Annotated in this window: 26 protein-coding genes; 10 read left to right on the plus strand and 16 right to left on the minus strand. The window is 64.9% G+C overall.

What is annotated here, in order from left to right:
* Positions 1–14 precede the first annotated feature (14 nt).
* From AAC067_RS06405 to AAC067_RS06420, 4 genes are read left to right on the plus strand one after another with little or no spacing between them, the layout of a single operon-like run.
* A complete protein-coding gene (locus tag AAC067_RS06405) occupies positions 15–950 on the plus strand; it encodes a CsgG/HfaB family protein (protein ID WP_339930686.1) in 936 nt (311 codons plus the stop codon).
* A complete protein-coding gene (locus AAC067_RS06410) occupies positions 951–1,247 on the plus strand; it encodes a hypothetical protein (RefSeq protein WP_339930688.1) in 297 nt (98 codons plus the stop codon).
* Entirely contained in the window at positions 1,244–1,609 is a 366-nt protein-coding gene (locus AAC067_RS06415; RefSeq protein ID WP_339930690.1) for a DUF4810 domain-containing protein, read from the plus strand. The genes AAC067_RS06410 and AAC067_RS06415 overlap by 4 nt, the downstream gene beginning before the upstream one ends.
* A gap of 5 nt (positions 1,610–1,614) precedes the next feature.
* Positions 1,615–2,286 (plus strand): GNA1162 family protein, encoded by a 672-nt coding sequence (locus tag AAC067_RS06420; protein ID WP_339930692.1) that lies wholly within the window; start codon positions 1,615–1,617, stop codon positions 2,284–2,286.
* An 87-nt stretch (positions 2,287–2,373) separates the two neighbouring features.
* Here the strand turns inward: AAC067_RS06420 and AAC067_RS06425 are convergent, their stop codons facing one another.
* The 9 genes from AAC067_RS06425 to AAC067_RS06465 form a co-directional block, all read right to left on the minus strand.
* Positions 2,374–3,147 (minus strand): anti-sigma factor, encoded by a 774-nt coding sequence (locus tag AAC067_RS06425; protein WP_339930694.1) that lies wholly within the window; start codon positions 3,145–3,147, stop codon positions 2,374–2,376.
* Positions 3,144–3,653: a sigma-70 family RNA polymerase sigma factor gene (locus AAC067_RS06430; RefSeq protein WP_339930696.1), complete on the minus strand. Its 510-nt coding sequence runs from the start codon at positions 3,651–3,653 to the stop codon at positions 3,144–3,146. Before AAC067_RS06430 ends, AAC067_RS06425 begins: the two co-directional genes overlap by 4 nt.
* Before the next feature lie 18 nt (positions 3,654–3,671).
* Positions 3,672–5,099, minus strand: a complete 1,428-nt coding sequence (locus AAC067_RS06435; RefSeq protein WP_339930698.1) for a hypothetical protein — start codon at positions 5,097–5,099, stop codon at positions 3,672–3,674.
* Positions 5,100–5,102: 3 nt separating this feature from the next.
* A complete protein-coding gene (locus AAC067_RS06440; RefSeq protein WP_339930700.1) occupies positions 5,103–5,558 on the minus strand; it encodes a DUF305 domain-containing protein in 456 nt (151 codons plus the stop codon).
* A 153-nt stretch (positions 5,559–5,711) separates the two neighbouring features.
* A complete protein-coding gene (locus AAC067_RS06445) occupies positions 5,712–6,245 on the minus strand; it encodes a DUF1353 domain-containing protein (RefSeq protein WP_339930702.1) in 534 nt (177 codons plus the stop codon).
* A gap of 42 nt (positions 6,246–6,287) precedes the next feature.
* The gene (locus AAC067_RS06450) at positions 6,288–7,100 is read right to left on the minus strand and encodes a DNA/RNA non-specific endonuclease (protein WP_339930704.1); all 813 of its coding nucleotides are present in this window, start codon (positions 7,098–7,100) and stop codon (positions 6,288–6,290) included.
* Positions 7,097–8,500, minus strand: a complete 1,404-nt coding sequence (locus AAC067_RS06455; protein ID WP_339930706.1) for a DUF2235 domain-containing protein — start codon at positions 8,498–8,500, stop codon at positions 7,097–7,099. Before AAC067_RS06455 ends, AAC067_RS06450 begins: the two co-directional genes overlap by 4 nt.
* A 439-nt stretch (positions 8,501–8,939) precedes the next feature.
* Positions 8,940–9,809, minus strand: coding sequence for a 4,5-DOPA dioxygenase extradiol (ygiD, locus tag AAC067_RS06460; protein ID WP_339930708.1), 870 nt, complete (start codon positions 9,807–9,809; stop codon positions 8,940–8,942).
* 115 nt (positions 9,810–9,924) lie between these two features.
* Positions 9,925–10,497 carry an NADPH-dependent FMN reductase gene (locus AAC067_RS06465; RefSeq protein ID WP_339930710.1) on the minus strand — a complete coding sequence of 191 codons (573 nt, stop codon included), beginning with the start codon at positions 10,495–10,497 and terminating at the stop codon, positions 9,925–9,927.
* Positions 10,498–10,726: 229 nt separating this feature from the next.
* Here AAC067_RS06465 and AAC067_RS06470 point away from each other — a divergent pair, with 229 nt between their 5' ends.
* The 3 genes from AAC067_RS06470 (at position 10,727) to AAC067_RS06480 (ending at position 12,718) form a co-directional block, all read left to right on the plus strand.
* Complete coding sequence (locus AAC067_RS06470; RefSeq protein WP_339930712.1) at positions 10,727–11,050, plus strand: DNA-binding protein; 324 nt, start codon at positions 10,727–10,729, stop codon at positions 11,048–11,050.
* A gap of 17 nt (positions 11,051–11,067) precedes the next feature.
* A complete protein-coding gene (locus tag AAC067_RS06475; RefSeq protein WP_339930714.1) occupies positions 11,068–11,715 on the plus strand; it encodes a trimeric intracellular cation channel family protein in 648 nt (215 codons plus the stop codon).
* Positions 11,716–12,082: 367 nt separating this feature from the next.
* Positions 12,083–12,718, plus strand: coding sequence for a hypothetical protein (locus tag AAC067_RS06480; RefSeq protein ID WP_339930716.1), 636 nt, complete (start codon positions 12,083–12,085; stop codon positions 12,716–12,718).
* An 18-nt stretch (positions 12,719–12,736) separates the two neighbouring features.
* Here the strand turns inward: AAC067_RS06480 and AAC067_RS06485 are convergent, their stop codons facing one another.
* Entirely contained in the window at positions 12,737–13,594 is an 858-nt protein-coding gene (locus AAC067_RS06485) for a hypothetical protein (protein ID WP_292062181.1), read from the minus strand.
* 153 nt (positions 13,595–13,747) lie between these two features.
* Between AAC067_RS06485 and AAC067_RS06490 the strand changes: the two genes are divergently transcribed.
* Positions 13,748–14,926: a hypothetical protein gene (locus tag AAC067_RS06490; RefSeq protein WP_339930719.1), complete on the plus strand. Its 1,179-nt coding sequence runs from the start codon at positions 13,748–13,750 to the stop codon at positions 14,924–14,926.
* A gap of 16 nt (positions 14,927–14,942) precedes the next feature.
* Here AAC067_RS06490 and AAC067_RS06495 read toward each other — a convergent pair whose 3' ends face one another.
* The 3 genes from AAC067_RS06495 to AAC067_RS06505 are packed head-to-tail and all read right to left on the minus strand — an operon-like array spanning position 14,943 to position 17,918.
* Positions 14,943–16,733, minus strand: coding sequence for a DUF2326 domain-containing protein (locus AAC067_RS06495; RefSeq protein WP_339930721.1), 1,791 nt, complete (start codon positions 16,731–16,733; stop codon positions 14,943–14,945).
* Entirely contained in the window at positions 16,730–16,930 is a 201-nt protein-coding gene (locus AAC067_RS06500) for an ABC-three component system middle component 8 (RefSeq protein ID WP_292062174.1), read from the minus strand. Before AAC067_RS06500 ends, AAC067_RS06495 begins: the two co-directional genes overlap by 4 nt.
* Before the next feature lie 31 nt (positions 16,931–16,961).
* On the minus strand, positions 16,962–17,918 hold the full coding sequence (locus AAC067_RS06505) for an ABC-three component system protein (protein WP_339930724.1): 957 nt from the start codon (positions 17,916–17,918) through the stop codon (positions 16,962–16,964).
* 189 nt (positions 17,919–18,107) lie between these two features.
* Here AAC067_RS06505 and AAC067_RS06510 point away from each other — a divergent pair, with 189 nt between their 5' ends.
* The gene (locus AAC067_RS06510; RefSeq protein ID WP_292062170.1) at positions 18,108–18,902 is read left to right on the plus strand and encodes a hypothetical protein; all 795 of its coding nucleotides are present in this window, start codon (positions 18,108–18,110) and stop codon (positions 18,900–18,902) included.
* A gap of 8 nt (positions 18,903–18,910) precedes the next feature.
* Entirely contained in the window at positions 18,911–19,264 is a 354-nt protein-coding gene (locus tag AAC067_RS06515; protein ID WP_292062169.1) for a hypothetical protein, read from the plus strand.
* 239 nt (positions 19,265–19,503) lie between these two features.
* On the opposite strand, the gene AAC067_RS06520 is transcribed toward AAC067_RS06515, so the two are convergent.
* The 3 genes from AAC067_RS06520 to AAC067_RS06530 form a co-directional block, all read right to left on the minus strand.
* A complete protein-coding gene (locus AAC067_RS06520) occupies positions 19,504–21,135 on the minus strand; it encodes an SH3 domain-containing protein (RefSeq protein ID WP_339930726.1) in 1,632 nt (543 codons plus the stop codon).
* 218 nt (positions 21,136–21,353) lie between these two features.
* Complete coding sequence (locus AAC067_RS06525) at positions 21,354–21,560, minus strand: helix-turn-helix transcriptional regulator (protein WP_292062164.1); 207 nt, start codon at positions 21,558–21,560, stop codon at positions 21,354–21,356.
* 111 nt (positions 21,561–21,671) lie between these two features.
* On the minus strand, positions 21,672–21,896 hold the full coding sequence (locus AAC067_RS06530; RefSeq protein ID WP_339930727.1) for a helix-turn-helix transcriptional regulator: 225 nt from the start codon (positions 21,894–21,896) through the stop codon (positions 21,672–21,674).
* Between the last annotated feature and the right edge of the window lie 110 nt (positions 21,897–22,006).

The following is a 22,006-nucleotide window of genomic DNA, read 5'->3' on the forward strand; positions in this document are numbered from 1 at the left end:
CGGGGGATGGCTAAATGCGTCTATGTACCAGAGCAAGTGCGCTGTTTGGCGCGCTGCTCGTCGCCGCCCCTGTCGGGGCCTGGCCCGAACTGTCTCTTGCACAAGACGCCGAGGTTTCGGCCCCGTCAGTTCGCGTGGGGCTGAAACGACGGGTGGCGGTCGGCCGTTTCAGCAACAGCACCCCTTATGGCCGGTTGTTGCTGTCGCCGGGGGAGGCCGATCCGGTGGCGACCCAGGCTAGCGACATGCTCACCAACGCGCTTGTCGGATCTGGCCATTTCTTCGTCTTCGAGCGCGGGGATTTGCAGGCGTTGAGCGCGGAGCGGGTTCTGTCGGATGCAGAGGCGCAACGGCTTGTCGGCGTCGATACGCTGTTGCTCGGATCGATCACCCAGCTGGGCCGGCGCAATGAAGGCAAGCAGGGTTTCCTGAACTCCCAGCGCCGGCAGGCTGTGAACGCCACCGTCGAGATTCGTCTGGTCGACGTCCGAACGGGACGCGTGTTCTTCACCGCATCCGGATCGGGTGAAGCGACGACGGAGACCGGAGAGGTCGCCGGCTTCGGCACGCGCGCGGGCTACGACTCCACGCTGAACGACCAGGCCATCAATGCGGCGATCGCCGACACCATGACGCAAGTGATCAACCAGCTTCAGCAACGCGCCTGGTACACCGACATTCTGCGCGTGTCGGGCGACAATGTGTTCGTCTCCGGCGGTCCGAGCCAAGGACTGAGTTCGGGCGACCGTTTCCGGGTCGAGAGCCCCGGTGAAGTGATCACCAGCGCTCAATCAGGCCTTCCGATCACCTTGCCGGGAACACAGGTGGCCGAGATCGAGCTGGTCAGCTTCTTTGGCGAAACTCCGGAGACCGAAGGCGCCGTTGCGCGCGTGGTGCAAGGCGAACTGCCCGACAACATTGCCGGCCTTCGGGTCACGGAGATCAGATAGATGCTGAAAAGAGTGACTGTCGCCGCGCTGGCCTGTGTGGCCCTGACCGGCTGCGTGACGAACTACGCCGATCGCGAAGTCGCACAAGGTTCCGAGCCGGCCTCGCTGATTGTCGTCAACGCTCCCACAGGGGCCAGCATCAGGGTCGATGGCCGCCCTTACGGATTGGCCGGGGCCGCGGGCGGGCCACTGACGCCGGGCCGTCATGAGGTTGTCGTCGAATCCGGCGGTCGCGTCATCCACTCCCAGTCCATCTTTGTGGCCGCTGGAGCCCGCGCCGAGGTTCGCATCCCATGATCCGCCGTCTGTTTACACTCGCCGCCGTGACCGCGGCCGTGGCCGCCTCGGCCTGCGCGCCGACGTCACTGTTCGAATGGGGCAACTACGAGCCGGCGCTTTACGCCTATTCGCAGAACCCGGAGAACCGGGGCGTCTACAAAGACGCGCTGGAGAAGGCGATCGAGAAGGGTCGGGCGCGGGACGCCGTGGCGCCGGGTCTGCTGGCCGAGTTGGGCTATCTGCATCTCGAAGACGGAAACACCACCGAAGCGTTGCGCTACTTCCAGGAAGAGCGCGCCCGCTTTCCGGAATCGGCTGGATTGATGGATCGGGTGATCGCCCGGCTGAACGGCGGCGCGGCCGTCTCGGGAGGCAACTGATGCATATGGCTCGTACCCTTGCCGTGGCGGCTCTCGCATTCGGCGGACTTGCGCTGGGCGCGTGCGTGACCGGTCCGGCGCCCAAGAGCTACGCGGCGATGCGGGCGGAGAACCCGCGAGGCATTCTTGTCGTGCCGGCGCTGAACACGACCGTGAGCGTCGACGCTGCGGACTACTTCGTCTCGACGATTTCGCGACCGATCGCCGAGCGCGGCTATTACGTCTTCCCCGCTCACATGGTGAAGCGTCTGCTCGACGACGAAGGTCTGTCCGACGCGGGGCTGGTTCACCAGGCAGACGCATCGCGCTTTGCGCCCTTGTTCGGGTGTGACGCGGTGATGTTCGTGGAGATCGACCGGTGGGATTCGCAGTACGTCGTGATCTCCACCTCGACCAATGTGGAGTTCAAGTACACTCTGAAGAGCTGTGACACCGGGGCGACGCTCTGGAGCGACACTCAGGCCATGTCCTATAGCCCGAGCGCGTCAAACTCGGGTAATCCGCTGGCCGATCTTCTCGCGCAGGCGGTGATGGCCGCGCTCGAAAAAGCGAAGCCAAACTATATCCCGCTCACGCAGCAGGCCAACCTGCTGGCGACGCATACCATCGGGCAAGGGTTGCCGGCCGGTCCCTATGCGCCGCAGTACAATCAGGATCAGGCGCAGTTCCCCAACTAGCCAGGGTGACGCGGCCATGGCTCGCACGCCGGTCGCGCACCGCTAGGGCCTGGATTTCCGCCGACGGCCAATGACCGCTCCCTGGCGCTACGCAGACGCCGTCTGTCGCTGGACTTCTGCTGCGACGGGAGCCAGACGGCCGGACGCACGCGGGGCCACGACGCTGAAGCCGAGGCCGTCTCGTGACCAGGTGACGCCCTGGAGGGCGCCGAAGGCCCGTTCGGACATCGCCCTGTTCTTGTCGATGGTCATTGGTCGGGCCATCACCGCCAGACGGTCGGCGGCCGGGCCCTCGTAGATGAACATCGCTGCGGGCCCGTTCGGGGTGGTCACCAGGCGCCCGCCCAGGAAACGGTAGCCGGCGGCCCGCAGGTCCGGCGGTTCCACCGGCGCGCCCAGACGCTCGGAGACCCAATACGCCAGAGCGGCTGTCTGATCGGATGGCAGTTCCACCGGCCGGCGCAGGTCGGCGGCGTAGACCTCGTAGTTGTCGACGGCCTCCTGGGCCAGGGCGTGAACGCCGTGAGAGGGGAGCGTAAGCGCCTGATGGCCGAACCAGCCGGTCATGCCGCCGAGGCACAGGATGCCGATCGCGGCGGCGATCTGGCGATGTCGTGCGAACCGTCTCCGGCGCCGTTCGACCAAGGGCCTCAAGGCGAACTCCGGCGGCGTCGGTTGGTCGGCGATCGGCGCAAGCGCGGCCCGCAGCGCGTCGCCCTGCGTCCGATAGGTGGCGATCCTTGCGGCGGCCTGGGGATGGGTGTCGAGATAGCGTTCGACGGCGTCACGGCGAGCCGGATCGAGCATGCCGTCCAGGAAGGCATGAAGGTCGTCCTCGCTGATCGGGCGGTCTCCCGTCATTTGATCCTCCTCAGATGCGGGGCGACAGGCGCTTCGTCGGCCATGGCGCCGGCCAACCGGGCGCGGCCTCGCGAAAGCCGCGACATCACCGTGCCGACCGGGACGCCCAGAACGCGGGCGGCGTCTGCGTAGGACAGCTCCTCGACCGTCACCAGCAGGATGACGGCCCGGTATTCCTCCGGCAACCGGTCGAGCGCCCGCAGGATATCGGAGTGGGCGATGCCCTGCTCCTGATCGGGCGGCGCGGAAAGAAGGGCGGGATCCACGGTCTCGATCGGCGTCGTAGGGCCGCGCCGGCGCAGGGTGCGCCAACGGCTGACAGCCAGATTGTGGAGGATGGAATAGAGCCAGCTTCGCGTATCGCCGTCCGCGCGATGCTGCCCCCAGCGGGCGACCGCGCGCTCCAGACAATCCTGGACCAGGTCGTCCGCCTCGGCCGCATTGCGGACCAGGGCGTTGGCGTATCGCCGCAGCCCCGGGATGGCCGGCTCGATCAGCTGGATCATGTCCTCCACCGGGCTTGCCTATGGATCCTGGATCTGGACCGGCGCGCCCGGAGCGGCGGCCGTGCCCGGGGCGACGACAAGATAACGTCGCGCCGCGCCCTGTTCCGCCCGGACCTGCTGGCGGATAGGGCCCAGTGCATTGACGATGGCGCCGCCGGCCGGGTTGGTCGTGAAGGCGGCGATCGGCTCCAGCGGTCCGGCGCCGTCCGGTGACCCCGCCAGGGCCAGGACATAGGGCGTCCGCGGCGACAGACCCGCGACCGAAGCCTGAAGGACCTGGATCAGGCCCTGATCGAACAGGCTGATAGTCGTGCCGGTGGCGCCGCCGGTGCGGTCGCGCATGCGGAGCACTATCGAGCCGGTGTCGGATCGCGGCTGCAGGTTCTGATCCCCCTGGCCCGACGGAACGGCCCCCGGCGCATAGATCAGCGCCTGCGGAGCCTGACCGACAGGGATGGTGGCGACCACGGTGTTGGAAGTGGTGTCGATCACCGCCAGCTCCCCGGCGTTCTCCAGCCCGACATACAGCCGCGAGCCGCCGGGCGACGGCCAGAGGCCGTGGGGCAGGGCGCCCACGGGGATGGTCGTGACCAGGCTGAAGTCATCCGTCCGGAACACCTTGATCGCGTTGAGCCCGCCCACCGTCACATAGGCGAACTGGCCCTCATGGGTGCGGCCGAAATTGACGTGGTTGGTGATCGGGCCGGTATCCAGTTCAGCCAGCACATCGAAGGGCGGGCGGGCGTTGAACGCCACCGTCTTGCCGATGTCCTTCAGGGTGAACCAGACCTGGGCGCCGTCCGGCGACGCGGCGATGTTCGGGCAGAAGGCGCTGGGCTGGACGACTTCGCCGACGATCTCGTGGGTGGCCGTTTCGACCACGACGGTTCGGGGATTGAAGGATGAGCAGATATAGCCGTAGCGCCCGTCCGGGGAGAAGACGGTCATGCCCGGACCGGCCGGCGTCGCAATGCGCCCGGTCTCCTGGAAGCTGACGGGATCGATCACCGAGATGTAATCCTCGCCGCGCACCGTGACCCAGAGCTCCCTGCCGTCCGGGGTGAAGAAGGCCTCATGCGGCGACCGGCCGATGTAGGTGGTGTGTTTCACCGCATTGGTCGAGGTGTCGATGAAGGTCACCGAGTTGGAGCCGATCGAGACCACGGCGAGCGTCTTGCCGTCCGGAGAGACGCCCAGACCGTGGACCAGGAGCTGGCCGCGGTAGAGCGGGCTCAGGTTGGCCGGAGTTGGGTCGCCGAGGCGGATCAGACCAACAAGCGTGTTGCTGGACGGATCGGTGACCGAAACCGTGTTGGAGAACTGCTCGGCCGCATAGACGCGGTCGCTGCTGTGAATCGGGCCGGATGGACCCGCCTGGGCGTGGGCGCCGCCGGCGGCGAGGAGCGCCGCCAGACCGATTGCAAGCTGGGTGGTCGGGCGGTGCATCTGTCAGCCTCCGTGATGCGGGTGGAAGGACTCGCCGCCCGGAACGACGCGCTCCGGGTTGGTCGGCGCGGGCGCGGAGGGGGGCAGGGGCTCGCCGACCGCGAGACGAAGAGCGGCGATCTCCTGCTGCTGTTCGACGATGATCTCCTGGGCCAGGCGGCGGACCTGTGCGTTGCGGCTGTGACGCAGGACCGCCACGGCCATGTCGATCCCGCCCTGATGGTGGGGGATCATCATGGCCACGAAATCCCTGTCGATATCGCCGCTGGGCCGGATGGTCATGGCCGCGTGCATCCGGATCATGGCCGCATCATTTTCCGCCATGAAGGCGTCGGAGGGCGTGCTGGCCCCCAGCGGGGTGGCGAGGCCGAGCGCCCCGAGAAGGGCGAGACGCAGCGCCGATCTGCGCAGGGGGCGCGTCGGCGATGGGGCGGAGTTCGCATTTGGCTGAGCGTTCATGCAGGAGAGACGCCGCCGGACGGTCCGATATTCCCGGACGGCGAAAATAATTGTGGGGCTTCCGGCCGGGCCTTTGCTTTGCGGACCGCCGACCCGCGTGATGCAGGGGCCTTGAATCAGTCGTGCAGCGACCGGCTCCGGCGCACCGGCGGGCTACTCGATGGCCGTGCTCACGTCGGCGGCCAGCCGCCGCTGGATCTGGTCTTCCTGACCCCATCCCCGCGCGCCGCCCAACCGCACGGCGAGGTAGATGATGGCGCGGCGGAGAAACGGGACGCCGCGGTTGGCCATCGCCTCGCGCAGGATCCGGTCGGCCTCCAGCCGACTGTAGGGCGCCGATCGGCTTATGCCGCGCGGCCCGTCCTTCCAGACGCCGGATCCGCTGGTGGCGTAGAGATAGTCATGGATGATGGCCGCCTTCACCCACGGTCCGTCGGGCGGAAGGATGATCCAGGCCCAGCGCGGAATGGACGCCAGATCGGTCGGAAACCCGGGACGCACCGTGATGCTGTCGGTGCGGTCGCCCGGACGATAGGTCAGCGGATCGTGGAGCGCCCAGAGACTTCGCCCGCCCTTGAGCGAGGGCGCTCGCTTGTTGTCCAAGAGGACGAGCACCAGCTTGCCGTCGAACCTGTCGAACCACTCGTCAGATGGGTCAGTGACGGCGGGTTCGGGGTCCTGGGTCATGGCGGTTCTCTCGTGATGTGGCGCCTGCCGCCGTTAAATCGGTCAGCCGGGGTCTGGTGGCGCGGGCAGGGGGGCGCAGCCCAGGTACGGGCCGAGGTCGGCGAACTCCCGGTTCGCGAGCCGCGGGAACAGTTCCAGATCGGCCCGGATCTCCACCTCCTCCAGCGTTGTCCTCATGACGCAGTAGTCCGCCGACCGCGGCGTATCCTGGTCGAAGATGAAGGCCGCCATCCGGCCATCGGACGTCGCTAGCACCTTCCAGTAGGCGGATGGCAGACGGTGCCGCTCATGGCCGTTGGGCATGGGCATGGACGGCATCATCCGCTCGTACAGCGGACCGGTGAGGACGTAGAGCTCGCTCGGCGGGTCGGCCGGAGCGGCCCGCGCCACCAGCCGCCGCTCCTGCGCTTCCAGATACTGCCATGAGGCCTGGTTGAGCGCGGAACGCTGCGGCGTAATGTTGGAGAGGATGTTGGTGTCGCTGGCGAAGGGCGTGGCCGAGAAGGCCGCCAGCGGCGCCTGGTGTCCCCGGTCGATCTGGAGGGCGTCCGGCGCGTCGTCGTAGTCGTCGGGCTCCAGGGTCTCGGCATCGGACAGCCAGGGGTCGGCCTGCCAGCGGCGGCTCCCGGAGGGCCCCACCGTGTCGCTGGTGACGCGGTAGGCCACCCAGTCGGCGAACTTGCGCCGGTCATTGGACGACAGGGTGTAGATCTCGCGCACGATCACGTCGTTGGTGGCCGAGGCCCCGGTCGGACAGCCGTGCAGGCAGTGGAAGGTGTGCAGTTCGGCGCGATCCTGCGAGAACGCCGGAAATGCCATCGCCGAAAGCGCCAGGGCGAGGATTATCCGCCTCATGCCTTCGTCCCCTTGGTGGCGGGTTTCGGAGCGACCTCGATCCAGGGTTCATCGGGGATCTTCAGGATCCAGCCGGGATAGATGCGATCCGGGTCCTCGATCTGGGGATTGGCGCGGTAGAGGCTCGGCCACTGCTGGGCGTCGCCGTAGAACCGCTTCGCCAGTTTGCCGAGGCTGTCGCGGGCCTTGACCTCGTAGAGGCTGTAGAGGCCGTCATAGGGCGCTCCCAGGCCGACCGCTTCGGGATCGAGCGCATCCAGATCCGCGACGACAGCCTTGAGGGCGCCCGGACGATAGGCGCAACGCTCCGGCAGGGCCTCCGCCGCTTCAAGATAGCGCCGGCGGGCGCTGAGGCTGACCTCGTGCAGCGCCCGCGGACCTGTGCGATCCGAGGGGAACAGGCCCATGATCCAGCCCATGAAAGAAAACCCGGCCGGGACATTGTCCACCGGCGCCAGATGCGACGGGTTCAGGCTGTAGATCCGCGAGCTTGTCGTGGAGTCGAGCTTCAGCCCCAGCCTGCGGGCGCCCGACAGCACCCAGTCGAGGGCCTGGTCCGAGAGGCCCCGCTCCGGGCCGCCGCCCCCGACGGAGCCGTGCGTGCCGGGGAACCACTTCTGTTGATAGGGCGCGAGCTCGTCCGCCGGATCGACGCCCGCCGCCTGGTTGAGCGCGTCCGCGCTGTTCCACAGCGTCGGTTGGAAGTCGCGCCGGCGTTCGTCCAGGGCGACGGCGTGGCGGGCGCTCGCGACGAATTCGGTGATGCGCGTGTCGTGGAAGGCGTGGCGGCGATTGGCGGGGTCGAACCACCAGCGATAGCGGAAGGGGACGCCGAGCGACCCCACCGTATCCCAGACGCCCAGATAGGTGATCTTCAGAAGGGGGACATCGTCGATCTGCGGCGCGGGTCCGTGCTGGCGACGCCAGGCCAGTTCGTCCCCGGAGACGACCACCTGAGGCGAATGCTCCAGCCGCCAGCGCCGCATGGCGTCCGAGTCCGCATGCGTGGCGTCCTGGCGCGATCTGTAGAGGCCGATGGCCTCGGACACGCGGTCGGCCCGGGCTCTCGGCAGAACGCCGCAGGTCCGCAGCAGGCCGACGAACGATCGCGCCGTATAGGCGCCGCGGGAGAAGCCGAAGACGTAGATCTCGTCGCCCGGACTGTAGTTGAAGATCAGGAAGCGATAGGCCTGCGCCAGGTTGGTCACCAGGCCGAGGCCGAAGATCCCGCCGGCGAGGCTCTGGAGGAAACTCGTGCCCACCCCTTCATCGTAATAGATGAGCTGGGCGCGATCGCCGTCGAGCGGATCCACGCTCTGGGCGGTGATCACCACATTGGTGTGGAAGGGCGCTTCGAGGCGATTCCACGTGCCGTCGAAACAGAACACCAGCCTTTTCATGTGTCGCCCTCCTCGTCATCGAACGACGCGATCATAGAGCGGCCCTACGTCATTTCCGGACGTATGGTCCGGGAGTGCGCATCCGCGGGTTCGAGAGCGGTTGTACCATGAAGGCCGGGACCAGCTTCACCATATTCGCGAGGGGGATGAGGTCGGGTCCGCGCCAGTCCATAGCTTCGGGTGGAGCGGGGTGGCGCAATCCGGGCGACGTTCGGAGCGCGCAGGGGCGGGTGAGGGGGAGCCTGATTTCGGTACGTCCGCGGCTGACTCAAAGCCGCCGCTCGGAACGTCCGCTGCTGGGAGACAAGGGGTCTCGAAGAAGAAATCGGCCCCGAACAAGCCCATCGCGTGTGAAGCTCAACCCCGGCCGCTGATGCGTGGTGAAGGCGCCGGTCTGGATTATACTGATCCGTCGAGCGGGCCTGCCATCGAGCGAATGTCAAATGTTGCTCTGATCTGCAGGCACATCGGACGGGATCGTGGCTGCGCCCAAGGACAGGTCAGGGCAGTCAGCGGCGACCCCGACGCCGTAGCAGGTCATCGACAGGGACCCCATCGCATAGCCGCGCACCAGAGGTTCGGCCCTGCCTTCGCCGATCGCCAGGCCGGCCGTATAAAGCAAGGGGATGAAATGATCCGGGGTCGGAACCGCCTCGGCGTAGTCCGTATGGTCCATCGTGCGCAGGATCGCCGACGGATCGTCGGCAAGCTGGGCCCGGACCGCCTCGTCGAACCTTTCGTTCCACACAAAGGCGGCGTCGGGCTTGTCCCATTGGACGCGGCGGAGATTGTGGACGACGTTGCCGCTCGAAATCACCATCACGCCGCGGTCCCTCAGCGCCGCGAGCCGGGTTCCGAGGTCCACGTGATACTCCATCGGCTTGAGCGCATTGATCGAAAGCTGGACCACCGGGATGTCGGCCTCCGGATAGAGGTGGGCGAGAACGCTCCACGTCCCGTGGTCGAGACCCCACTGGTCATTGTCCAGGCCGACCCAGGTCGGCTTGACGATCTCGGCTAACTCTCCGGCCAGGTCCGGCGCGCCCATGGCGGGATACTGGAATTCGTTCAGTTCCTTTGGAAAGCCGTAGAAGTCGTGGATGGTGCGGGGCCGGGCCATGGCGGTGACGGCGGTCGCCCCGATAAACCAGTGCGCCGAAACGACCACCACGGCCCGGGGGCGCGGCAGCACTCGCCCAAGGCTGGCCCAGGCGCGCGTGAAGTCATTGTCATCCAGCGTGTTCATCGGGCTGCCATGGCCGATGAACACGGCCGGCATCCGCCCGGTGGGATCAGGGTCCGTAATCATCTCGTCTCCAGGCCGAACCTGCTGTGGGTGATGCATCAATAGAACCCCGGCGCCATGCCCCTCTCGCTAGGCCAAGGCTGTGCAGCACCCTTCGCATGTCCGGCGAGCGGGGTCCTTAGTCTTCGCGCGGGAGCACGGTCAGCACCCGCGTCACATGGGCATGGAACTCGGCCATATAGCCGCGCAGGAAGGTCTCCGTAGCCTCCACGGTGACTTCCCCCTCGTCCGTGATCAGGCCGGGTGTGAACTGGATGTAGCCCTCGACGGTGTTCATCTGCGGCGCATTCAGGAAACCCAGGATGCTGCGCAGATGCTGTTGGCCGACCGCCGTGCCGATGGCGCCGGGCGAGGTCCCGATGACCGCCGTCGGCTTGCGGGCGAACGAGTTGGTTCCCCAGGGCCGGCTGCCCCAATCGATCGCATTTTTCAGGGCGCCGGGGATCGACCGGTTGTATTCCGGGGTGACGATCAGCAGGGCGTCGGAACCCTTGATGGCCGCCTTGAAGGCCGTGCCTTCCGGCGGATAGTCGGCGTCGTGGTCGTAGTTATAAAGCGGAAGGTCGGCAAAGCCGATCTCATGGAAGCTCATGCCGTCCGGCGCGAGCCGGGTCAGCGCCTTGGCCAGTTTTCGATTGATCGAGGCTTTGGACAGGCTGCCGACCAGGTAGCCGACTTTGAAGGTCGTCATGTGAGGTCTCCCGGGATCGGTGCTGGTCCCGGGAGGCTAACGCCACAGGGCCGGATTCTATCCGGTGCAGGGCACGGTTTTGACTTTGGCGAGAGTTTCCGGGACTACGGGTCCGATGGCCTCCGTGCGCCTTCTGAAGCTTCGGCGGTGTCGGGTTCAAGACGAGCCAGCCGAGCGAATAGTCGGCGGACGTGCCCGGGCTGCGCCGTCCTGGAATGGGAGACCGTCGATGACCGGAAATACTCGTATCAGCGGCCGCCTGATCACCGCTGCGCGAGGCCTGGCGGGAGTCAGTGCGACAGATTTCGCCAATGCCGCCGGTCTATCGCTGGACTCTCTGGATTTGGCTGAGAGAGGTGGCAGCGCGTTTATCCAGTCACAGTCGGATGCCGCAGCCCTCAAGCGGGGCCTCGAGCATTTCGGCATAGTGATCATCGAGGAAGGGGACGGCTTCGGCGCAGGCGTTCGCCTGAAATTCACCCGCCAGGACGTGCGCCAAATCGTCAGACTGGAGGGGGAGGGCGGAAAGGTGGGATCCGACGACGCCCCGTAACATGAAGCGCCAACATCATGATTGAGCCCGACGGGACGGATGAATTCCTGCGCACACTCGTGCTCGTGCTGGATCTCTGCGGGACATTCGCCTTCGCCCTTAGCGGCGCCATGGCGGGTGTGCGGCGGCGGCTCGACCTGTTTGGCGTTCTCGTGCTGTCCTTTGCGGCCGCCACGTTCGGGGGCATAGCCAGGGACCTGCTGATTGGCGCGGCGCCTCCTGCGGCCTTGCAGGACTGGCGGTATCTGGCGGTTTCCCTGACCGCCGGCGCCATCGTCTTCTTCTGGTCGTCCTTGATCGAAAAGCTGCGCAATCCGGTCCGCATGCTCGATGCGATGGGCCTGGCGCTGTTCGCGGTCGCAGGCACCGAAAAGGCCCTCGTCTTTGGCATGAGCCCGGCTATGGCCGCCCTGCTGGGAATGCTGACGGGCATCGGGGGAGGTGTCGCGCGCGACGTCCTGCTGGCGGAAATTCCGGCGGTGCTTCGGTCGGACCTGTATGCGGTGGCCGCGCTGGTCGGCGCGGCGATCGTGGCCGGAGGCAGTCTGCTACATCTGCCCGTGCTCATCACGACAACGGCCGGGGGGCTGGCATGTTTCGGCCTGCGGGTCGTCGCAATCCGGCGGGGGTGGAGACTGCCTGTCGCGGCCGCCGGGGGCGGCTAGATCGCTTTGGCCCCACGCCACGCGCTGCATGACCGGCGGAAACCTGATTCAGCTGGGGAGATCGATAGGGGGCGACGCGGATCAGAGTCGTTAACTGCAAAGGTTCCCGAAAACTCGGAAGTCTTCATTGTGGAGCGCAACCACAGTCCGCTTCTGGCGCTTCCGAGACCTTGAGGCTCCGCTTCCGTTCGTGACTCGAAGCTGAACTTGGGAGGATCCGCTTCGCGCAGTGGCGCGCTAGGGAACTCCTTCGTTGGATGAACGCCGAGGCGCGCAGCGTCTCCGCGTCCATCAACATTCTGCGAGAACATTGCGCGAACTGTAGGTTTGGAGGGATGATGGCTTGGAACGATCACAAGAGGGTCCCATGCGTCCGACTGTTTGGTACGGCACCGCCGAATTGATCGCCGATGACTTTCGGGCCGGCACCGCCGATCGTGAGCGAGACGCCCTTTGGTGGGCGGCGGAGGGCGAGCCGTTCTCCGAGGTGCTCGACCGGGCGGGGCGGGCCCGCATGGCGAATGGAAAGCGACACCCCCATCAAAGGCGACTCACGCGCCGGGCCATCGATGCCTGCGTTGATGCGCTGTCCGCCATCTCAGGCGATCTGGAGAAGGCGACCAGATTCCACGAGGTGTTCGACCTAGTACAGAAGGCGTTCAAGCCCATACGTGGAGCCGGCGAGCTGGCTGTCTGTGACGCTGCAGACCGAATCTGCGAGCGACTGGGCCATGTCTCAGAGCATGTGATCTATCTGCACGCGGGAGCGCGCGTGGGCGCCCGCCGCCTGTTGGGCGGCCGGCTTCCGAACGGTGATGCGTGGGGCATCATGTATCATCAGGTCCCCGACAGCTTTCGGGTGTTCTCGACCCACGAGATCGAGGACATCCTGTGCCGTTACAAGGATGATTTCTCTCTGGAGCCCGAGGCTCTTCGCGCGAAGTGGACAGCCGCGTCGACCGCAATGTGCGGGTCGGGAAAAGGCGTCCAACCGTCCTGCTAGACCTGCGCGTGGAGTGATTCAGTGCGACGTCGGCGTTATGGGCTTCGGGGTTCCCTGAACGAACGAGTGAGCGTCCGGGGATCGTAGAAGCGCATACAGCAGCTGCCGGGAAATGGGCTTGAGGCCGTCCGGTCCGGCCCCCTTTGGTTCGCCGTCTTCGACGAACCCAGCGAAGAAGAAGTACGAGCCCCAGTCGTCGCGGGGGTCGAGATACATCAAGCCGCCGACACGATCATTGGGACGTCGCCGGAAGATCCAGCAGGCTTTCACGAAGGGGACGCCGAGGGGTTCTGGCAACGGCAGGCCATCTCGCGCGAAAAGGTCTGCGATCCGCGCGGCCTTCGGTTCAGACTTCAGCACCTGGGCGATCGTGTCCTGGCAATCGGTGATCAGGACATAGAACGGAGCCAGGGCAGACGAGTATCCGACGAGGTCTGCCTTTGAGGTGGCGAACGCCTCGACGACCGCATCGATCTCGTTGGTGAGGGGAGAGGTTATCGCTCCGGATACCCGTTCCATCGGTGCAACGGGCAGGCCGAAGAAGGCCATCAGGACAGCGGCGTCCACACCTGATGCGAAGTCGAACGCGTCGTAGACTTCGCCGCTCTCGCCGACGAGACGCTGGACGGCGTCGCTCAGATCGGATCGGAAAATGCCGTCGAGCACCCGGCTCAGCATCGCGAGATCGACACCGGGCACGTGGACCGCGGTTTCCATCACGGCCTCGCGGTAAAGCTGCTCCTGGATATCCGGGGACACCGCCGCCAGGTCGGTCAAACCTCGGGCCGAAAGTCTGCGGCCAAGGGCCTCACCCGCCCGCTTCAACATCTCCTCGCCGGCCATCACAGCGAAGGCGTCGAAATCGGATTGGTCCATGCACGCTCCACAGGTTCTGCGATGTATCGATCGGTGCCCTAGTGACACCGATCCTGGTGGTTGAAACAAGTCGGACATCGAACTCAGGGGCGAACCGTCCACCGGTATCGTCGGCGCCGAGGCCGATTCCGCGAGGGACGGGAGGCGAGAGGCATGGGAGAGATCGCGATGGATGTCAGCGCTGAGCTCTTGGCGGCGATCTTACAGGCGCTTGAGACGCCCGCGCGAACGCGGTCGCCGTCAGCGGCCTCGTCACTCCTCGCAAGGGTGGTGAAGGAGGGATTTTTCGCGACCTGGCAGTTCGAGGACTACCTGCTCCTGACCGATCCGAGGCTGGCCGAGAACCTCGACACCACCCATCTCGAAGCGCTCTCGGCGGTCGCGGGGGCGCCGTTGCGCGACACCGTTCATCGGCCGAACGCTCGCAGCCTCGGCGTCGTTTACACACCTGCGTGGGCAGCGGATGACGCCGCCAGCCTGCTGATCCTCCTGGAAAGCCTCGGGTTTGAGATCGACCCCTCGCCCCTCGTCGAGCTTCTCCTTCCGCGGTTGCCCAGGCGCGGTCTGATCACGTCCTCTCAACTGGACATCTTCTGGTACGCCCGGACCCGGCGGAAAGCGAAGGTCAGCCTTTCGGCGGAGCCCAGACTGGCGCACTGCGACGTCCGCGAATGGGTCTTGCGCAATGGGCACAAGGTGGAGACTTGGGTCACGAAGGACGGTGCGCCAACCCATTGCGAGGTGACGGGGCCCGGCTTTCGCAACCGCAAGTCCCCGGTGAAGACGGTTTGCAGCGACTGCGGCCTGACTTGGTATCGCGGCGATCCTGACTCCAGCGCCTCACACCGAAAAGAACATCGGAAGCGGATGGTCTATCTGGACCCGGCGCCGGATCCGAACATGGTCGCCGCCATGGCTGCGGAAGCGGATCCCGAGCGAGTGACGTCACGATCGCCGCGGTGGAAGCAGGATGCGCTTGATGAGCGAGCTCTGCTCTTCAGGCTGGAGACCCACTACAGCTTCGTGGGTTGGGGCGCTCAGTACGAGAAGGACCATAGCGCGCGCGGCTTCCTGATGACCCGCGCCGACGGTGCCATTGTCGGCTGTGTCGTGTTCCGGTGGCGGGAGTATTCGAACGCCCCGGCGGCCTGGGCGCTGCAGTGGGTCTGGGTCTGCCCGGCTGGCCGTCGGACGGGTGTCCTCAGATCGCGCTGGGCTGCGTTTCGCGCCGAGTTCGGAGATTTCCGTGTCGAAGGCCCGGTCTCTCCAGACATGCTGGCCTTCTTGGCCGCAGTAGAGCCCGATCGACACGCGATGGAGGCCGACGACTAAAGGAGACTTCCGGGCCTCACCACGAAGGCATGCGGAAGAGCCGTCCTTGCTCGCCCTCGTCGTGCAGCCGGACAATGATCTCGGCGTCGTCAAACACGGGCTCATCTTCGGTCCGCTTGGGCAGGTCGGAATCGATCAAGGTGATGATCGACTGAAGACCTCTGGCCGCGTAAGCCCGGAGCACCGTCAGAAGGAGCTCCTTCTTCCGGTCATCAAGCGATTCCAGAACGCCATCGTGATAGGCGAAGCGCGGGAAGCGGTCGCTCAGGTGCACGCGGAGAACGGCCAGGTCGAAGGCCACGCAGAGCAGCTTGCGATAGGTGAAGCCCATGTCGGCGCTGGTCGCGTTCCCGCCTTCGTCGAGGATCTCCGCGCGGAACTCCAAGTGCCCTTTGGTGTTGGGAAACACGTTCAGGAGAGCCTTGCGATCGAGCACCTCTTCAATGATCTCATTGAAGAAGAGCCTGATCTGCGAGAAGCGGGACGTCGGCTGACGGTTCTGGGCCTCGACGTCCTGTTCGATGAGTTCCTGGAGCGCGCCATGCTCGGCGACCAGGGTTCGGATGTCGTGCCGCAGTTCCTGGAGGCGGCGCAAATGTCCGCGCTGACGCTCCAGGGACGTAATGTCGGCGCGCAACGTCACCGTCTCGGCGGACATTCGCTTGTAGCGGAGGAAGGCATCCGTATCGCTCAAGGCCCGCAAGGTCTCTGACCGCCGTTTGCCAAGCGCGGTGAGCTCGGTGTTCACCGACTTGAGCTCGACGTCGATCTCACCGCGCTCTTCCTCAAGATAGCCTTGTCGCTCCTCGGTGATCGCGCGGTTGAAGCTGAGGAGCTGATCGAAATCCCGCTTGATCTGGCCTTCGAACAGCACGCCGGCCTGGGCGAACATCTCTCGCGCTTCGTCCGGGCTGAAGAGGATCTGATCCTCCTTCAGCGATTGATCGATCTTCTTGCGGTTGGCCTGCAGTGTGTAGCGTCGACCGTTGAGATGCGCGATGCGCTGATCGACTTCGTCAACGAGCGCTCGGGTCTGCGCCTTGTCGTCGGTGCGGAAATCAAAGGCGTCGAGCAGCTCCTGCTTTCGGTCGAGATCCTGCTGCTTCAACAGGAGCATGCCCTCAATCTTGCTGACATCGACGACCGTTCCGCCGAGTTCGTTCTGAATCGTCTGTTCGATCCGCACCTTTTCGGCGAGTTCGTCTTCCTTGGCATAGTGCTGGGTGACCAGATCACCGTCGAAGCCGAGAAGATGCGCGAGGAAGGGCTTCCAGTCGGCGTGGGCGTTGGCGAACCGCTTGAGCTGGAACACGTCGCGGAAATCGTCCTGGGAGCGCAGGAAATAGCCGAGGCCCTTGCGGTATCCCCACGGCTTCAACGCGCGCCAGTCTAGCAGACTGTCGAGCAAATCCTTGGCGCGGTCGAAAGGGACGTCCCAGTGATCCCAGTTTCTCTCGCCCAGCGCCGAGAAATCCTGCTGACCGACGACGGCCTTCTTGAACGCGATCCGGGTGGCGTCCGCCACGCTGCGCCGAACCGTCAGATAGCTGCCGTCCTCAAGTTCGACCTCAAGGAAGAAGACGAAGGCGCTGAACTGGGGATAGCGGAACAGGAAGAATTTGGGATCCTTTCCGGCGAGGAAGCCGAAATCCAGGAGGCGGCCGAGTGTCGATTTGCCCAGGTTGTGGGTGTCGCGCTGCTGGTTCTCGGGCAGGCAGATTTCTGCCAGCACGACATTCAGCCCGGCGACGAAATCGATCGGGGAGAAGATTTCAGGCTGATCGCTATAGAATCGGGAAAGCCTCATTGCGGCCCCAGATACTCGATCGCGTCGGTCTTGGGTCGGTACTCGACCAGACCAAGGAGGAAAAGGAAGTTCAGGGACGGTAGGAAGAGGGTGTCGCCGCCCGCCACCGCCTTCTTGGCGAATGCGCGCAGTTCGCTGTAACCCTCCAGCCGGCGCGACCGCAGCCGCGCCAAAAGCAGGATGGCGACGTTGATCACCGTTCGATCCGGGTGAGCGTGTTTGCTCGGTCTAAGCATCCGCTTCCCTGCCTATGTCGCAGTTCCAGTACATGTAGAACAGCACTGCACGGGTCAATCGCTTGTGAGGTCGCTGGCGCAGGATGGGATCCCGCCCGAACAGGAGGGCGAGCAGATGCTCCATCACCTCGTCAAAAGTTTGGTGGCCCTTGCGCTTGGCGATAATAGCCAGCTCGAACTCTTCCACCACGCTTTCATAGGCCCTCAAAATCTCCTCGTTCTCGGGCGCCGCCAGAAAGGATCGGATCTGGGCGGTGTCCTTCAGATAGCGCTTACGCAGGGCTTTGGCGTATTCGTCCGTGAGATTGTTGACGGCGTTCTTGGCCTCGTAGCTAACGCGTGGAACGGGCGGGGTGTCCACGGCGTCGCTGAAGTGATCCTTGTTGTTCGCCAGTGCGGTGACGACCTCGGCAAGCTCGTCGGGGCTCACGATGAGGGGCGAATCCACCGGGTCCAGGTTGGCTAGGTCCGCGACCCCGGGATTGGCCTTGAGGAAGAGGTCGAGGTCGTCGATGCCGAACAGCGCGATGGACGACACTGGCAGATCGCAGGCGCTGGAAAGGTGGGCGCGGATCTTGGCGGCGGCGTCCGCCGGCAGTCGGCGATTGGCGAACAGCATATAGAAGTCGAGCTCCCCGGCGGCCCGAAGCGCGATGATCCTCGGCGTCTCTTCCGCAATGACCGTGTTGGCGCCCGTGGGGGTGAAGAAATCCGACTCGCCGAAGCTCTTGTTGTAGCCGATCGTGTGCTTGGCCTGGGCGATCACCGGCCCACTCCAAGGCGAGGCCGTGCTGGGATAGAGCTGGGCCGTGCCCACGAATTTCGCATCCCGCCCACCATCCGGCCCCTTCGCGAAGCCTTGCACGCCAGCGCCCAGCAAGACCTTGCAGATCAGGACCACGAGCATTTCGAACTGTTCGGGGCTGAGATCCTCGTAGGCGTATTTCATTCGGTGTCCGCGGGAATCGCTCTCGCTTCGTCAGAAGCCTCTGCAGCATGGTCGCTGTTGGGCTCCCGCTAGTCAAAGTTGTTCTGTCTGGCCCCGACGTGGTCGGACGTTGCACGCTCCGCTGTGTCTCGTAAGTTCTGCGAACGCCGATCGGGGTCGCCGGGCGACGCTATGCGGGGACGAGGCGCGATGACCGAGCTGGCGAAGGCGGCCTCAACCGAAACGAACGTGGACGCCTTCTTTGAAGTGTTCCAGGTTTTGCGGCTGGCCGCCCAGAAGGCGCGAGAGTGGATCAGGGCTCATGAGCCCCTGCTGACCTCGCTCGTTGAAACCTGGGCCCGCTATCATGCCCTCGATCAGAGCGGCTGGCTTCCTCATCACACCACACCTTTCCATCTTCTGGACCCCTCGGAACCGGACCCTGCTGTCGCGGGACGGTTGGTCGGCGACTACTATGATGCGGAATGGCCGATGGTTGAGGCGGCTTTTCGGTTACGTATCGAGACCTACGCTTTCGATGCGGAGACGCTCGCGACGTTCGACGAGGCTCTTGTCGCCCACCGCAACCGCTTGTTCCGTGCAACGCCGCGGACCCTGTTTCCAGACATTGAGCGCAAGGCGCGAGAAACTCTGAACGGGGCCGGTGTGACGTCGCAGGCCAGTCTTCGCGATCTGCGGAATTCGGTGGGAGCGCTGGGAACGTCGAACCTGACCCGCACGGGCGTCCTGAGCTTCAAGCTATACCGTATGTTCGCCGACCATCTGTACTCCAACGTAAAGACGCCGGAGCGGCTGGCGCAGGTCGCGGCCGATCCCGTGCCCAATCGACATGCAACGCTTCACGGGCTGGTGGTCTATGCCAGCTCGCAGTCCAGCCTGAATGCCCTGATCATGGCGGAATACGCTCACCTCTCCATTCTGGCGGTCGCTCAGACGCTGGCGGACCGTGCTGATCCGCAAACACACCGGCTCCCCGCCGCCTGAAGGTTCAAATGACTACGCTGACGCTAGATGATCTCCGGACGGCAACTGAGGCGCTGCAATCCGCGCTTGAACGCCAGGACGCCTATGACGGCAACAATCCCAACAAACATCAGACCGCAGTGCGTCTGGCCCGCGAGCGTCTCGATGAAGTGACGCAATCCCTTAAGGCTGTCGGGCTTTTGGTTCGAACAGAGCACGAGACACTCGAGGCGAAACTCGATCTGGCGTTTCCCAACACCGTCAGCAAGACAGCCGTCGAATACGAGGGTGCCCGATATGAGCGTTGGTATAGCCCCGCAACCCGATCGCTTTCGGGGCACCCTATGACGTGGGCCAAGGGCTGGACGCGGCTGGAGCCGTAGGTGACGAACGCGCAAACGTGTCCGCTGAATGTCAACTTGCGGACTACCAGCCAACGACCGCTTCTGGCGCGTCCCGGATATTATCGGTACGAGCAGGAAGACCTAGTCAGGGCAATCGGAATCCCGCTCGTCTCTGGCGTGTCACGAGCATTGCGGTACGCTTAGCCGGGTGCGTTCCGCGATGCGAAAGCAGCTTTTCTGCTAGGGTGCCCCCCTTGCGAGATTGTGACCGGGGAACTTCAGCCCTCCCGGTGGACGATATATTTACGAGGCGTCCAGCCGGTGATCACGGCGTCCTGGCCGTACTGGTAGACTTCCACCTTGACCCAGTCGCCGCGCTCGTCTGTGACCCGGATCAGTTCGTCGGGGTAGACGGTCGTGATCGCCGGAGCATCACGGTCGGGAGCCGTCCTGGCCGTGCACGGCTCAGTGACGCGGCGCAGGCTGCGGGCGTCGTTCTGAAGAGCGTCCCGCGTCTTTTGTTGCTCCTCGCGCAGGACCGCATCGGAATCCTTCATCACCGTTTCAAGCTGGGCGGCCGTTGGACCCGACATGGCGATTTGAACGGCCATACCGGTCCCGACAACACCGGCCAGGCCTAGCGCGCAGGCGACCACCGCAACGAGACCGGCATTGCGGAGCTCCTCGGTCAGGCCTTCTCTCAGGGCAAGGAACTGGTCCCAGATGGTTTCTACGACTGCGACAAGTTCCTCTGGTGTCGTCTCTTGCGACCCTTCCGATGCATCGATCTGGTGAGCGATGGCGACGGCTGCGACGAGCAGTTCGTTCTCCAGGTCCTCCGCCTCGTCGTAGGTCGCCAGCACAGCGCGGGCGGCGGGCCGGGCGTCGTCGTGCGCCATGCCGATCGCGGCCGTGGCCTGCCAGCCGGGCCGCATGAAGGCGCTCAGCTCCGGCGGATGGTTCAGCGGCGAAGCCTGTATGGACGCCGCGGCGGCGAGTATCTGGGCCGTCAATCCAAGTCCGAGAACGGCGTTGATATCTTTCAGCCAGTCCGCCGGCCTCGGGATCGAGGCGAGGGCACCGGAAGCCGACAAATCCCGTAACGCGCCGCCGAGCAGTTGGTTATAGACGCCGCCCTGGGCGAGACCGAGCATCCCCTTCTGGGGTGCGGCCAGCAGGCCGGCGCTTCTGAGGATGCTTTCCTTCTGTTGCAGTGCGCCGAGCGCGCCACTCCGAAGATAGGCCGGGATCACGTCAGACCGGATGCCTGTCAGAAGTCCGGGACGCTGGACGAGCGCACCGATACCACTCGTCTGGCTGATCAGGCCCTTCAGCCGGTTGGACGGGAGATCCGCGATCATGTTGTTCAACTGGCCAAGACTCGTTAGGCCGCTGAGGCTCCGTGCCTGGGCGAGGATCGAGGGTGTCAAACCAACGCGTGCGGCTTTGGAGACCTCAGCTGCAGCCTTGGCGGTCCGGTTTCGGCGGCCCAGCCTGGCGTCTTCGGCCGCCAAGGCGAGAACCCGGGCGAGCCGCTGGAGTTCGTCTTCGTCAGGTCCGGCCGTGATGTCCGCGACTTCGGCCGCGGTTCGTTCGCGGACCCCGCCGGGGTTTGACGGGGCCGGGTCCCGAATCCAGCGCGGCCTAAGGTGCGGTTCTGCAGCGGCGAGGAAGGCCGAGGCGCCCTCATGGACGGCCGTCATTCCGAGCCCGGCGACTACCTCCGGATCGAGTGGAGTGTTTTCTCCGGCGCGGCGGCCATGGTCGCGCAGCATCGACCGAAAGACCCCGGCACCGTCGGTGACGGTCAGACCGGAGAACCAGTCCGCAAAGCGCGTCGACCATAGTTCGATCTCGACATCGCCGACGGTGGGAACGTTGAAGAGGACGGAAGAGGAGGGCAGGGTCATGGCCTCGTCGTTATCGGCTGACGCGAGCGCGGGGAAGCCGGGTTTGGTCCCGGTCCACTTCCGACGGCGGTATCCTTGCGCGCATCACGTCATTCAGGCGCTGGCGACAGGGCTGGTGTCTGGTTTGAGGCTCAGGGAACGTCTGATTTGCAGGCGGCCGCCAATGTCTGCTCATGGCGCATATGAGCCGCGAGCCGAGCCCGGCATGCCATAGGTGCCTAGGGAGCGAGGAGTTTCAGAGGATCCACACCTAACGCAATCGCGATGCGTTCCACCACTTTGAGGGTTGGGTTACGGCGACCGCGTTCCAGTTCCCCAACGTAGCTGTACGACAGCCCAACATCGTGAGCGAAAGCTTCCAGGGTGATCCCGGCGGCCTGCCGTCGCTCACGCACATTCCGTCCGAAATCTGCCGCTAGACCCATCCCGGCTAACACAGCCAGATCGGCAATTTGGGCCAGTTACTATAGTAACTTCGCTCGCGAACGTGGTGTGGGAAGGGAAGACACCGCACATGTGCGATGTGCCCGATAGCCTTATTGGGCCTCCAATGGCCGCAGAAGCAGATGCGGCTCCACCGCCAAGCTAACCGCGAGTCTTTCGATGACTGCCAAGGTTGGGTTTCTCAGCCCTCGCTCGATCTCGCCGAGGTAACTGTAAGACAGGCCAGCGTCCTCGGCCAATGCTTCGATCGTGATCTCTCGCCAGAGCCGAGCTCGCCGAACGTTCTGACCAAATTGAGCCCGCAACTCCATCGCCATAGGCGCACGGATTTGAGCGCATCGGGCCAGTCACTATAGTAACCATTCTGGCTGTCCGCTAGATTCTCGAACGGCCAGTTGAAGTGACTCGCCGATACGCTGTTAGGCGG

Origin of the sequence: uncultured Brevundimonas sp. (assembly GCF_963977465.1) — a bacterium.
Taxonomy (GTDB): domain Bacteria; phylum Pseudomonadota; class Alphaproteobacteria; order Caulobacterales; family Caulobacteraceae; genus Brevundimonas.

Excerpts from the sequence above, each read along its gene's own strand:
- AAC067_RS06530 (WP_339930727.1), bottom strand. The coding sequence starts at position 21,896 with ATGGCGATGGAGTTGCGGGCTCAATTTGGTCAGAACGTTCGGCGAGCT.
- AAC067_RS06510 (WP_292062170.1), top strand. The coding sequence starts at position 18,108 with ATGACCGAGCTGGCGAAGGCGGCCTCAACCGAAACGAACGTGGACGCC.
- AAC067_RS06490 (WP_339930719.1), top strand. The coding sequence starts at position 13,748 with ATGGGAGAGATCGCGATGGATGTCAGCGCTGAGCTCTTGGCGGCGATC.
- AAC067_RS06525 (WP_292062164.1), bottom strand. The coding sequence starts at position 21,560 with ATGGGTCTAGCGGCAGATTTCGGACGGAATGTGCGTGAGCGACGGCAG.
- AAC067_RS06505 (WP_339930724.1), bottom strand. The coding sequence starts at position 17,918 with ATGAAATACGCCTACGAGGATCTCAGCCCCGAACAGTTCGAAATGCTC.
- AAC067_RS06450 (WP_339930704.1), bottom strand. The coding sequence starts at position 7,100 with ATGAGGCGGATAATCCTCGCCCTGGCGCTTTCGGCGATGGCATTTCCG.
- AAC067_RS06445 (WP_339930702.1), bottom strand. The coding sequence starts at position 6,245 with ATGACCCAGGACCCCGAACCCGCCGTCACTGACCCATCTGACGAGTGG.
- AAC067_RS06425 (WP_339930694.1), bottom strand. The coding sequence starts at position 3,147 with ATGACGGGAGACCGCCCGATCAGCGAGGACGACCTTCATGCCTTCCTG.
- AAC067_RS06470 (WP_339930712.1), top strand. The coding sequence starts at position 10,727 with ATGACCGGAAATACTCGTATCAGCGGCCGCCTGATCACCGCTGCGCGA.
- ygiD (WP_339930708.1), bottom strand. The coding sequence starts at position 9,809 with ATGATTACGGACCCTGATCCCACCGGGCGGATGCCGGCCGTGTTCATC.
- AAC067_RS06405 (WP_339930686.1), top strand. The coding sequence starts at position 15 with ATGCGTCTATGTACCAGAGCAAGTGCGCTGTTTGGCGCGCTGCTCGTC.
- AAC067_RS06420 (WP_339930692.1), top strand. The coding sequence starts at position 1,615 with ATGGCTCGTACCCTTGCCGTGGCGGCTCTCGCATTCGGCGGACTTGCG.
- AAC067_RS06495 (WP_339930721.1), bottom strand. The coding sequence starts at position 16,733 with ATGAGGCTTTCCCGATTCTATAGCGATCAGCCTGAAATCTTCTCCCCG.
- AAC067_RS06440 (WP_339930700.1), bottom strand. The coding sequence starts at position 5,558 with ATGAACGCTCAGCCAAATGCGAACTCCGCCCCATCGCCGACGCGCCCC.
- AAC067_RS06415 (WP_339930690.1), top strand. The coding sequence starts at position 1,244 with ATGATCCGCCGTCTGTTTACACTCGCCGCCGTGACCGCGGCCGTGGCC.
- AAC067_RS06520 (WP_339930726.1), bottom strand. The coding sequence starts at position 21,135 with ATGACCCTGCCCTCCTCTTCCGTCCTCTTCAACGTTCCCACCGTCGGC.
- AAC067_RS06465 (WP_339930710.1), bottom strand. The coding sequence starts at position 10,497 with ATGACGACCTTCAAAGTCGGCTACCTGGTCGGCAGCCTGTCCAAAGCC.
- AAC067_RS06475 (WP_339930714.1), top strand. The coding sequence starts at position 11,068 with ATGATTGAGCCCGACGGGACGGATGAATTCCTGCGCACACTCGTGCTC.
- AAC067_RS06410 (WP_339930688.1), top strand. The coding sequence starts at position 951 with ATGCTGAAAAGAGTGACTGTCGCCGCGCTGGCCTGTGTGGCCCTGACC.
- AAC067_RS06485 (WP_292062181.1), bottom strand. The coding sequence starts at position 13,594 with ATGGACCAATCCGATTTCGACGCCTTCGCTGTGATGGCCGGCGAGGAG.
- AAC067_RS06455 (WP_339930706.1), bottom strand. The coding sequence starts at position 8,500 with ATGAAAAGGCTGGTGTTCTGTTTCGACGGCACGTGGAATCGCCTCGAA.
- AAC067_RS06480 (WP_339930716.1), top strand. The coding sequence starts at position 12,083 with ATGCGTCCGACTGTTTGGTACGGCACCGCCGAATTGATCGCCGATGAC.
- AAC067_RS06435 (WP_339930698.1), bottom strand. The coding sequence starts at position 5,099 with ATGCACCGCCCGACCACCCAGCTTGCAATCGGTCTGGCGGCGCTCCTC.
- AAC067_RS06515 (WP_292062169.1), top strand. The coding sequence starts at position 18,911 with ATGACTACGCTGACGCTAGATGATCTCCGGACGGCAACTGAGGCGCTG.
- AAC067_RS06430 (WP_339930696.1), bottom strand. The coding sequence starts at position 3,653 with ATGATCCAGCTGATCGAGCCGGCCATCCCGGGGCTGCGGCGATACGCC.